The following is a 9,594-nucleotide window of genomic DNA, read 5'->3' on the forward strand; positions in this document are numbered from 1 at the left end:
AGCCTCGATTCACCGACGTGGTTTCGAAATGATCTACGAGGGTTTTTGGGGCGGGGCCTCGGACTGTCAGCTGAGTGCGGACAGGGTGTATCCGCTGGTCTGCCCAGCTTTTCCACGATTCGGCTTGGGTCGGGCCCTGGCGGGCGGGGTGGGGAGTGGCGTCAGGGTGTCTCGGGCGGCGCGTGGATGGTGGCGAACAGTTGTGCCCACGCGTCTTGCCAGGGCCATCGCTGCGGTAGGTGCAGGGTGAGGCGCCGGGCGGAGCGGGCGATCCGGGCGGGAACGTGGACCAGGTGAGCACGCAGGGTGGCGGTGGTGGCCTTGGCGTGGAAGGCGCCGGCCAGAGCGCCTGCGGCGCGCAGCAGGTTGTAGGCCATCGCCCACAGGGTCAGCCAGGCGGCGTTGGCGTGGAAGTGTGCCGAGGGCAGGTGGGCCAGGGCGGAGGCTTTGCTGTCGGCGATGACCTGCTCGACGACGGCGTGGTGGCGGTGTTCCCGCTCGGCCTGGAGGGTTGGGGCGGGGTTGTCGGTGATGAACGGGTGGTAGCGCCAGATGGGGAACAGCTCGCCCTGCTCGTCGATGGTGGGCGGTTTGGCCAGGTCGCGTACCCGGCGCACGATCAGCCGGGCCGTGACCTGCTCGCTCTTCTTGCGCCCGGTGAACGCGGTGTATGCGGGGATCTCGGCGACTTCGGCGTCGGAGATGAGTTCTCCGGTCTCTGGGTCGGGGACTGCGGTGGGGTAGGTGATCTGCTGCCACGTGGTGTCGGGGATGGCGGCGACGGCCCGCTTGATGGAGGGGTTCATGCCCATGGTGATCGAGAAGTGGGCGCCGTTGCGGTGGCAGGCGGCGATGACCCCGGCGTTGTAGAACTGGGAGTCCGCGCGCAGGACGCGTAGGCCGGTGCAGCCGGCCTCGGCCGCGGTGGCCAGGGCCTCGGCGGCGAATTTCGGGGCGCCGCGGGAGTCGGCTGCCTTGCCGCGGCGCATCCGCACGGTGGCGATCAACGGCCGCGAGGTAGGGGTGCAGATCGTGGCGAGCAGGGGGTGCAGGGTGCGGATGCCCTTGAACCGGCCGTACTCGGCGCCCTGCTTGGTGCGGCCGTAGACCCGTTTGTGGGTGGAGTCGACGTCGATGAACGCCTTCTCGCCCGAGCCGGGCAGCAGCGGGGTGTGCGCGGTCAGCGCGCCGAGGAACCTGCGGTGCACCGCGTGCAGTTGGAGGGCGTGACCGTGGGTGAACGCGCGGAGGAACGTGCCCAGCGTGGACGGGGCACGGACCTCTCGGAACACGGTCGGCATCGCACCGTGGCGCAGCATGTCCAGGTCATCGATGCTGTCGGCTCCTGCGGCCATGCCTGCCACGATGCTGGTGACCTTGGCGTCGGCTGCTGCACCCGCACCGTTTGCCGCCCCGGTCAGCATCACCTTCTCCGACACCAGGCGCGAAAGCCCGCACCGTTCGGCCAGCCGCATCACCGGGACCAGCCCGGCATCCGCGATGAGATTCTGATCGTCGAACGCGGCCGACACCGCCGAAGCGGCATGGGAAGATTGCATCTCGCGGGTGCTCTCTTGCTCTGTGGATATGGAACCGTAGGAAGTCCCATCGTCCCAGCTCAGAGGGCATCCGCGCCTTCATGTCCAAGCCCTGGACCGGCTGTTCATCGGTGGATCAAGGCTTAGACGTCGTTTCTTATGGTTCAGGTGAGGGCTGAGTGGCTTGGGGAAAGCCCAGCTGGTCGAGCAGCGTGCTGAGGAGGTCTTCTGCGAAGGCCTCGTGTGAGCGGAGCAGTTCTTCAATCATGGTTGTCTCCGGCGTGACGGGGATGCTGGCGGCTGCGGCCCAGGCAATGGCACCCTCGGCGTCGGTGGGTATCTCGGCGTCGAGTTCGGCGTGCTTGTGTCTGACGGCTTCGTGGAACTCTGGGGTGTCCAGCCATAGGAGTTGGTCTTCGAGGTCTTCAGGCTCCTCGGCCAGAAGCCTGGCGGCGATGTCCAGGTTGAGCCAGGCCTGCCAGCGCTGTCCGGTGGTGTCCAGTCCGGTCACGAGAGCGAGGGAACTGTCGGAGATGTCGGCGACGCAGGCCGGTACCCTGCTCCACTCAACCAGGGCAGGCAGGTCCGCGTCGCCCCATGTCCCCGAATCGATTTGAAGCGTCTGCCAGCCGCCCGGCCGTGTCTCGCATGTATGCATGGTTGCCTTGAGTTCTTCGTCGAGGCTGTCGAACACGGGAGCTTCCAGTAGAGGGCGGTCGCTGCGAGCAAAGACCAGGTGACCCGAGAATCCCACGGAAGTTCCTCCTTCAAGATGGTGAGCGCACCCTATGAGCTGCCGCTGACAACGCGGGCATGACCAGCATCTGTGAGGTCGGCGAGGCTCATCTGCTGAGGCGTGGTCAGCGTGCGGGTTCCATCAAGGCCGTCTGCTCGTCGTGTTCGCGCAGCATGCGCATGACGGTGGCGGGCGAGGGGTGCTGTCCCTTCTTCGCGCCTGTGGTGATGACGAGCCGTTTGGCGATGTCGCGCAGGCTCATCTCCCGATCGCGCAGGTGGAGGGCCATGGACAGCATGGACTCGTCGGTGACGCCCGCGCCGCCGATGGTTTTGCCGCGCTTGCGGGCGGATTCGTGGCCTTCGAGAGTGCGGTCGCGGATGTACTCGCGTTCCATGCCGGACATGGCAGCGAGCACGGTGAACACGATGCCGGAGGGATCGTGCGAGCCCTTCAGCTCCCCGGTGAGGAACTCCAAGCCGACGTCGCTCGCCTTCAGCTCCTCGGCGAGCATGGCGAGTTCGATGCCGCGACCGAGGCGCTTGTGTTCGTGGACGACGAGGGTGACGGCGACACCGGAGGAGCGGATCTCCCCGGCGAGCTTGACGGCGGCCTCCAACTCGGGGCGCTTGGTGGCGCGGGTGGAGATCTTCTCCGAGAAGATGCGGGTGACCCCGGCCTCGGCGAGGGAGTCGAGCTGCGCATCCAGGGACTGCCGCGCGGTCGAAGCGCGAGCGTACCCGAGACGGACATGCCCCGCCGGCTCGGCGTCGGCGCTGATGGGCCGGGGGAGCTCGATCCACACCGAGCCTGGCTTGCGCACGGCGGGGGTCGGCACGCTGAGGGCCTTGGCGAGTTGGGGCACGAGGCGGAAGCGGGCGGTGTGGTACTGGATGGCCACCTTGCCCTTCCCGGTGCGGCAGGGCGAGCCCGCCGGGGCGGCACAGGTGGACATCGGGCAGGCGTGCGCTTCCACGCGCTTAAAGTCGTCGCTCACGACCTCGGAGCGTTTCATGAGGGCGTTTCAGATGTCCAGCTGTTTGCAACAACTCATGAAACGTGATCGCCGCAGGCGGACCTCCGGGCGTCGCCGTGTTTCACGAGCGACCACCTATGAAACACCGACCGCGCAGACTGGCACGGCCGGTCACCCGGATGAGACCTAGCTGGTGCTTCAGTTGGCACTTGAGCACTTCAGATGAGGTGCTTGGCGAGACAGATCCGGTGAGCTTTGCCGCACGGAGGCATCACTGCGGGTGCTGCCGCCCTGATGTCAGACAGCATCGACGTCCGCACCTCACCGGGCACCGGATGCAGCCCCTGCGGCCCACTCCTTGGTGAATGCGGCCAGGCCCCCGTCCACCGGCGCCCGGTCTCCGGACTGCCCTGAGCCGCCGCACTGCTCGATCAGCGCTGCGGCCCGGGCAGGCCGGCCGTCAGGATTCCTCGCCCTGCGCAGGGCGGGTGAACGCTCCGGCGGCGGCGGCCAGGGTTGCTGTGGTCGCGGCGTGAGCGGGCAACTGCGGATCAGGAGCGGTCCGCAGAAGTACTAGCTGGTGGTAGAGCGGTGCGGTGGCGGCGATCAGCAGACGCCGCGCGTCCGTGTGTGGCGGGAGTTCACCACGTTCGACGGCGCGCTCGACGAGGACCTCGCAGCGCGCGTACCGGTCCTCCCACAACTGCTGCTGGGCGTGGGCGGCTTGCGCGGAGCGGAACGAGGCGGCCATCAGGGCTTCGGGGATCGACGGTTGTGCGACCAAGGACTCCTGGATCTCGTCGTTGAGGGCTGTCAGATCGCCGTGCAGGGAACCGGTGTTCGGAGGCTGCCAGTCGTCCTCGCCGGCTGCGTCGAGGACGTCGGCGAGCAAGCCACCGACGTCCTGCCAGCGCCGGTAGACCGTGGCGCGGTGCACGCCGGCGCGGGCCGCGACGCCCTCCACCGTGAGCCCCTCGTAACCGTGTTCACCGAGTTCGGCGCGCACCGCGTCGAGTACTTGGGCACGGATGCGGGCGGTGCGGCCGCCCGGTCGGCGATCGGGCGGTGCGGTGGGGCGGGCACGTTCCGGCGGGTTGTCCGGTGGGTCTGTCATCGGGAATCCGGTTGCTCGGCGGGACTAGATCATGACAGCATCTTAAAGTGACAGTTGTCGCACTAGTGGAGTTGCCGATGCTCTTCCGAAGCGTTCTTCCGGCCTTGCGGTCCCAGGCGACCGTTTCGTTCCCGACAGCTTTGGAGTTGCTCGTATGCCCACACAGATCACCGCGCTCGCAGTCAGCAAGTTCTTCGACGGCAGGCCCGTTCTCGACTCGGTGACCTGTTCGCTCGCGAAGGGTGAGTGCACCGGGATCGTCGGCGAGAACGGGTCCGGCAAGACCACCCTGCTGCGGCTGCTTGCCAAGCGGGAGCGCCCCGACCGGGGGGAGATCATCCTGCAGGCCGACGGTGGCGTCGGCTACCTCGCCCAAGACGGGGGCCTGCCAGCAGATGTGACGGCCCAGCAGGTCATCGACCAGGCACTGGGCGATCTTCGTGCGATCGAAGCGCGGATGCGCCGCCTGGAGGCAGCGATGGCCGACGGTGACGAGTCGGCGCTCGACGCGTACGGCGAGGCCGTCTCGGCCTTCGAGCTGCGCGGCGGCTACGACGCCGATGCCCGGCTGGAACGTGCCCTGCACGGCCTCGGTCTGAGGCAGGTGGGCCGTGACTCGGCCATGGGCAGTCTCTCCGGCGGCGAACAGGTCCGGCTGCGTCTGGCGGCGGTGCTGGCAGCTGCCCCGGAGACGCTGCTGCTGGACGAGCCGACCAACCATCTGGACGAGGCCGCCCTGGTATGGCTGGAGGAGCACCTGCACAGTCGGCGGGGCACCACAGTGGTTGTTTCCCACGATCGGGGCTTCCTCGAACACGTCGCTACAAGCCTGCTGGAGGTGGACGGGGACCGACGCAGCGTCGTCCGGTACGGCAACGGCTACGCCGGCTACCTCGCGGAGAAGGCGGCGGCGCGGCGGCGCTGGGCGCAGCACCACGACCGGTGGCGTGCCGAGGTCGACCGAGTGCGCGACTCGGCTTCGGGTACCGCCCGCCGGGTGGCCCCCGGCCGGGCGATGAAGGACGGCAACAAACTGGCCTACAACCAGGCCGGTGCCCGTGTGCAGCAGTCCCTGGCCAGCCGCGTCCGCAACGCCGAGGAACGGCTGCGCCGTCTGTTGGCCGACCCGGTCCCGGCCCCGCCGGAGCCTTTGAACTTCTCGCCTGTGCTGCGCGCCGGACAGCTGCAAGGCGCCGTGCTCGACGCCGTCGGGGTCGCTGTCGCCGGCAGACTCGACCCGATCGATCTGACAGTCCGGGCGGGCGAGCGCCTGCTGGTCACGGGCGAGAACGGCGCGGGCAAGAGCACCCTGCTGCGCGTCCTGGCCGGCGACCTGGCCCCCGGCCGCGGGCACGTCAACAGGCGCGGCCGGATCGGGTACCTCCCGCAGGACCCGGACCCCGGTTCGGCGGACGAGACCCTCCTGGCCGCCTACGCCCGTGGGCGGGCGGGGGAAGCCGACGACCACGCCGAACGGCTTCTGGCCCTCGGGCTGTTCGACCGGTCCCGGCTGGCGGTGCCGGTCACGCGGCTCTCCACCGGCCAGCGGCAGCGGCTCGCCCTGGCGCGGTTGGTCAGCCAGCCTGCGGACATCCTGCTGCTCGACGAGCCCACCAACCACCTGTCTCCAGCCCTTGCCGAGGAACTGGAGACCGCCTTGGCCGGTTTCGCCGGCACCGTCGTCCTCGTCAGCCACGACCGGTTGCTTCGGCGACGCTGGAGAGGAACCCACCTGGCTCTGCGCGCCGCCCGAGTGCCTGTGATCAGAGGCTGAGGTTCCTGTCCGACCCCTACGCCCGTTCCAGAGAGGAATCGACTCACGATGCCGACTGCTCCCGCCGACCCCACTGTCCTGCACCCGATGCCCGAACAGCAGCGGGTGGTGCTGCTCAAGCCGCTGGTGAAGTCGCCACTGATCGAAGTCGGCGAGTACTCCTACTACGACGACCCAAACGACCCTACTGCGTTCGAGACGCACAACGTCCTCTACCACTACGGCCCCGAGAGACTCGTCATCGGTAAATTCTGCGCGCTGGGCACCGGAACACGATTCATCATGAACGGCGCCAACCACCGTATGGACGGCCCCTCGACCTTCCCCTTCCCCACCATGGGCGGCTCCTGGACCGACCACTTCGACCTGCTCACCAACCTGCCCAGCCGGGGCGACACCGTCGTCGGCAACGACGTCTGGTTCGGCCACAGCGCGACGGTCATGCCCGGCGTTCGGATCGGCCACGGCGCGATCATCGCCTCCGGCGCCGTGGTCACAGGCGACGTACCCGACTACGGCATTGTCGGCGGCAACCCTGCCCGACTCATCCGCACCCGCTACGACGCCGAGGACGTCGCCCGCCTCCTCGCCGTCGCCTGGTGGGACTGGCCCGCAGATCACATCACCGAGCACGTACGGACGATCATGTCGGGATCGGTCGCCGAGCTGGCGGCAGCCGCCCCGCGCACTCGTCATCCGTGACACCGACGGATGCACCTCGATCCCGCCCATGCCCACCCCGCACCCGAAACGAGTGATCGCCCATGTCCCGTCGCCGTGCCCACATCGCGATGGTCGGCATCCCGGCCGTCAGCCACGTCCTGCCGAGCCTAGAGATCATTCGCGAGCTGGTGGCCCGCGGCCACCGGGTCACCTACGCCAACGACCCAGCCGTGGCGGACCGGATCGCGGACACCGGCGCCGAACTGGTGCCCTGCACCTCCGTGCTGCCGGTTGCCGACAACAACTGGCCCGACGACCCCATCGCCGCGGCGAACCTTTTCCTCGACGACGCCATCCAGGCACTCCCTCAGCTGCGCGCCGTCTACGACCACGCCCCGGCGGACCTGTACCTGTACGACATCGGCGCCTACTCCGCGCGCGCCCTCGCCGAAGGGCAGGGCCGGCCCCTCATGCAGTTGTCCCCGACGTTCGTAGCCTGGGACGGCTATGAAGAGGAGGTCGCGGCGCACCTGTGGAAGTTGCCGGGTGCCGACGCGTACCGAGCAAGGTTCGCACACTGGCTCGCCGACTGCGGGGCGACCACCACGGACGTGGACGCCTTCTCCGGTCCTCCCGCACGGGCCCTGGCCCTGATCTCTCGGGCGATGCAGCCGTACGCCGACAAGGTCGACACCGATTCGGTGACCTTCGTCGGGCCCTGCTTCGACGCACGTGAGGACGCGGGCAGCTGGACACGGCCGGCGGACGCGGAGAACGTACTGTTGATCTCCCTGGGCTCGGCGTACACGCGCCAGCCGGAGTTCTACCGCCAGTGCGTCGCGGCCTACGGAAACCTGCCCGGCTGGCACATCGTGCTCCAGATCGGCAAGTACACCAACCCGCACGAAATCGGCGACATCCCACCCAACGTCGAGGTGCATTCCTGGGTCCCGCAGAGGGCGATCCTGGAGCAGGCGGACGCCTTCGTCACCCACGCCGGAATGGGCGGCTGCGGCGAAGGACTCCTTGCGGGCGTCCCGATGATCGCCGTGCCGCAGGGCGCCGAACAGTTCGTGAACGCGGACCAGCTCGTGGAGCTGGGCGTTGCTCGCCGCATCGACACCCCGGACGCTACTGCCAAGACACTGAGAGCGGCCCTGAACGAACTGGTCACCGACACGGAAGTCGCCCGCCGATCGGCACAGTTGCGCGCCGACGCCCGGGCCGAGGGCGGCACCCCGCGCGCCGCCAACCTCATTGAGAACATGCTGGCCATCGCTGACGGACCGGCGGGCTGACTGGCGTTGTAGCTGCAAGCAGGGGCCGACTGCTGTTCTACAGCCCGGCTTCGGGGTCGTCCGTGTCCACGGTCCGCAGTGGCGGGTGGCCCAGGTCGTCGAGCTGGGCGAGTTCGCGCTCGTAGTCGGCCCTGTTCTCGTATAGCTACGGCAAACGGACATGTAGCGCTGAGTGACTACACGGGGCTGCGGTCTCGCTGCTGAAGGGCGGTGAAGTCGGCGTGTGCCGTCTCGACTGCCTCCGGGTACGCCTGGGTCTTCTCGTGCTCGGCGAGCGCCCGGTAGGTGCTCGCGACCGAGGGGTTCCGTCCCTTGCGCTTGCCGGTGGGGGGGGTGATCAGGTCGGGCTGGATCTGCTCGACGGACTCGCCGCCCGAGCGGCGCCGCAGGACTGTGTGCAACATGTCGTCGGTGATGACCGGGGGCCGGCCGCCGTACTTGCCCTTGCGGGCCGCGGTCTCCAGCCCCTCCAGCGTCGATTCGCGGATGTTCTCCCGCTCCGTCTCCGCCATCGCGGCGAAGAAGCCGAACAGCAGCTTGCCGGGGCCGGTGGGGTCGTAGATGCCGGGCAGCGGCCCGGCGAGCATCTCCAGCATCAGGGCGTGCTCGGTCAGATGGTCCGCGAGGGCGGTGAGCTCTGCCGCGTCCCGTCCGAGTCTCTTCATCTCGAACACGGTGAAGATGACCCGGCAGTGCGGGGCATGGGCCTTGACCTCCCGGGCGGTCCTCAGCGCCTCCTCGAACTGCGGGCGGACCTTGATCCGGGTGGTGATCTTCTCGCTGAAGATCTTGTCTCTGCTGATGCCGTGCTTGGCGAGCGCGTCCAGCTGCGAGTCGAGCTCCTGGCTGAGGTGCGAGCAACGGGCGTACCCGATGCGGATGTCCGCGCTCGGCGGACTGGGATCGACGGCCCCGGGCACCGACTTGCCGGGACGCCAGGGCTGCCCCGGCCCTCGGTTGGCCGGGGTCGGCACCCGCAGTTCCTTCGCCAGCTTCGGCACCTTGGTGAAGCGGCTGGTGTGGTAGGCGCTCGTGACTGCCCCACTGCGCGAGCGGCACGGCGACCCGGGGGCGGCCTTGCACTTCGGGCACGGATGGCGCTCGACGAGGTCGGCTTCGGACTCAGGTCCGGCGGAAGTTTCTTGAGGGGCCGTCATGGACCCAGATTTTCGTACAACGCAAGTCTCAGAACCCCTCTCCTGTCACCTTTGCGTGCGAACGGGTTCTGAGAGTCGATCCGCTTCTTGGCGGCCTCCATCCGGCCCTTTTTGATCCTGCTCGGGCAAAGGGTCGTTTGTGAGAATGACTCAATGCTTCGTCCCCGGCGTAGATCGCGCTGGATTTGGTGAGTGATGGAGCGGTGTACCGATGCTGACGCGGTGGTGGTCTTCGCGCGGGAAGGGGGGGGTGCCCCTATCTGTTTCGTCAAGCCTGGCGGGGCTGGTTCGTAGGGGTTGGTCCTGGTTTTCGGGAACGTCCCGCGAAGCGGGACGTT

Annotated in this window: 8 protein-coding genes; 3 read left to right on the plus strand and 5 right to left on the minus strand. The window is 68.4% G+C overall.

Features of this window, described 5'->3' with window-relative positions:
• Positions 1-161: 161 nt before the first annotated feature.
• The 4 genes from ACIPEK_RS40510 to ACIPEK_RS40525 form a co-directional block, all read right to left on the minus strand.
• Complete coding sequence (locus ACIPEK_RS40510) at positions 162-1,559, minus strand: IS1380 family transposase (RefSeq protein ID WP_402007118.1); 1,398 nt, start codon at positions 1,557-1,559, stop codon at positions 162-164.
• A 136-nt stretch (positions 1,560-1,695) separates the two neighbouring features.
• Positions 1,696-2,292, minus strand: a complete 597-nt coding sequence (locus ACIPEK_RS40515; protein WP_402007119.1) for a hypothetical protein — start codon at positions 2,290-2,292, stop codon at positions 1,696-1,698.
• Between the two features lie 106 nt (positions 2,293-2,398).
• Positions 2,399-3,271, minus strand: coding sequence for a recombinase family protein (locus ACIPEK_RS40520; RefSeq protein ID WP_402007121.1), 873 nt, complete (start codon positions 3,269-3,271; stop codon positions 2,399-2,401).
• Between the two features lie 439 nt (positions 3,272-3,710).
• Positions 3,711-4,364 (minus strand): TetR/AcrR family transcriptional regulator, encoded by a 654-nt coding sequence (locus tag ACIPEK_RS40525; RefSeq protein ID WP_402007123.1) that lies wholly within the window; start codon positions 4,362-4,364, stop codon positions 3,711-3,713.
• A gap of 154 nt (positions 4,365-4,518) precedes the next feature.
• Between ACIPEK_RS40525 and abc-f the strand changes: the two genes are divergently transcribed.
• The 3 genes from abc-f to ACIPEK_RS40540 all read left to right on the plus strand — a co-directional run bounded on the left by abc-f (position 4,519) and on the right by ACIPEK_RS40540 (position 8,099).
• Positions 4,519-6,138 carry a ribosomal protection-like ABC-F family protein gene (gene abc-f, locus ACIPEK_RS40530; protein ID WP_402007124.1) on the plus strand — a complete coding sequence of 540 codons (1,620 nt, stop codon included), beginning with the start codon at positions 4,519-4,521 and terminating at the stop codon, positions 6,136-6,138.
• Positions 6,139-6,186: 48 nt separating this feature from the next.
• The gene (locus tag ACIPEK_RS40535; RefSeq protein WP_402007126.1) at positions 6,187-6,840 is read left to right on the plus strand and encodes a CatB-related O-acetyltransferase; all 654 of its coding nucleotides are present in this window, start codon (positions 6,187-6,189) and stop codon (positions 6,838-6,840) included.
• Positions 6,841-6,902: 62 nt separating this feature from the next.
• A complete protein-coding gene (locus tag ACIPEK_RS40540) occupies positions 6,903-8,099 on the plus strand; it encodes a macrolide family glycosyltransferase (protein WP_402007128.1) in 1,197 nt (398 codons plus the stop codon).
• A 176-nt stretch (positions 8,100-8,275) separates the two neighbouring features.
• Here the strand turns inward: ACIPEK_RS40540 and ACIPEK_RS40545 are convergent, their stop codons facing one another.
• A complete protein-coding gene (locus tag ACIPEK_RS40545; protein WP_402007130.1) occupies positions 8,276-9,256 on the minus strand; it encodes a recombinase family protein in 981 nt (326 codons plus the stop codon).
• Positions 9,257-9,594 lie beyond the last annotated feature (338 nt).

The organism is Streptomyces sp. NPDC088246 (assembly GCF_044741025.1).
Lineage (GTDB): Bacteria > Actinomycetota > Actinomycetes > Streptomycetales > Streptomycetaceae > Streptomyces.